Origin of the sequence: Burkholderia sp. Ac-20345, from assembly GCF_017104825.1 — a bacterium.
In the GTDB taxonomy this organism is placed as follows: domain Bacteria; phylum Pseudomonadota; class Gammaproteobacteria; order Burkholderiales; family Burkholderiaceae; genus Burkholderia; species Burkholderia lata_B.
Genome location: NZ_JAAGPO010000497.1, coordinates 1 through 1,312 on the forward strand (window position 1 = coordinate 1; position 1,312 = coordinate 1,312).

Genomic DNA, 1,312 nt, shown 5'->3' on the forward strand with positions numbered 1-1,312 from the left:
CCGGTGAACGGGCTCGAGCTGCGCATCGCGGGCGCGGCCGCCGGCGGCGATCGCACGCACAAGACGATCGTCGCGCGGCTCGCCGCGCGCGGCCGGCATGCGTACCAGGCCGTCGTGATTGCCGACGGGCCGCTCACGCAGGAGCAGCTCGACCAGTTTTTCGGGTCGTTCAAACTCGACTGACGGCGACCGGCGAGGGCGCTGAGACACTCTGTGACAACTGAAAGTTCATTCGCAGCTTTCGACGCTAGTCGCCGGATTTTGCGAGGTTTTTTCGGCTATCCACAGCGCATGTGGATAACTTTGTTGAAAAGTTGCCCGGATTGCTCGCCAAGCCGCGCGGGACGGCCTTCCGGCCCGTTTGGTCGCCCGCTCGCGTTTTGAGAAAAATCAATCAAAACAACAAGATGCGGATTCCGTGCTGCAAAGGTCCCGTCGAGCCCTGATCCGGGGTCGGATTCGCGGAATTGTGCATAAGTCAAGTCTTGACAGCCGGATTTTGTCCTCCGAGGGCGTTCAGAGTGCCGTCAGCGCGCGCCGGTAGCGGATCGCTTCGGCGATCTGCGCGGCCGTCGGCAGCGGGTCGCCGGCGAGGTCGGCGATCGTCCGCGCGACCTTCAGCACGCGGTAATACGCGCGCGCCGACCAGCCGAAGCGCTCGCCGGCCTCGCGCAGCAGCCGTTCGCCTTCGTCGGTCGGCCGGCACAGGTCGTCGGTCTCGCGGCCGCTCAGCATGTGATTCGTCTTGCCCTGCCGATCGAGTTGCAGCGCTCGCGCCCGCGCAACGCGCGCGGCCACTGCGGCACTCGGCTCGCCGGGCGCCGTGACGCGCGTCGCCAGCTCGGCTGGCGACAGCGCGGGCAGGTCGATCTGGATGTCGATGCGGTCGATGAGTGGCCCCGACAGCTTGCGCAGGTAGCGCGCGGCGACGTCGGGCGAGCAGCGGCAGCGTCCGGACGGATCGCCGTGCCAGCCGCACGGACACGGATTCATCGCGGCGATCAGCTGGCATGCGGCGGGAAAGTCGGCTTGCTGGGCTGCACGTGAAATCGTGATGCGGCCGGCCTCCAGCGGCTCGCGCAGCATCTCGAGCACGTGCCGGTCGAATTCCGGGAGTTCGTCGAGAAACAGTACGCCGAGGTGCGCGAGCGTGATCTCGCCCGGCTGCGGCGGGTTGCGGCCGCCCACCAGCGCGGCGGCGCTCGACGAGTGATGCGGTGAACGGAACGGCCGCCGGCGCCACTGCGCGGGCGAGAAGCCGAGGCGGCTCGCGGAGAGCAGCGCCGCCGACGTCAGCGCCTCGTCGTCGGTC

The 1,312-nt window shown here is 68.3% G+C and carries 1 protein-coding gene and 1 pseudogene; one reads left to right on the forward strand and one right to left on the reverse strand.

Annotated elements, in window-relative coordinates; genetic code table 11:
- Positions 1-183 (forward strand): annotated as a pseudogene (locus tag G3O06_RS48245) (hypothetical protein); the annotation flags it as partial.
- A gap of 333 nt (positions 184-516) precedes the next feature.
- Here G3O06_RS48245 and G3O06_RS48250 read toward each other — a convergent pair.
- Positions 517-1,312 (reverse strand): ATP-binding protein (locus G3O06_RS48250; protein ID WP_205820457.1); only part of this gene is annotated, 796 nt, incomplete at its 5' end.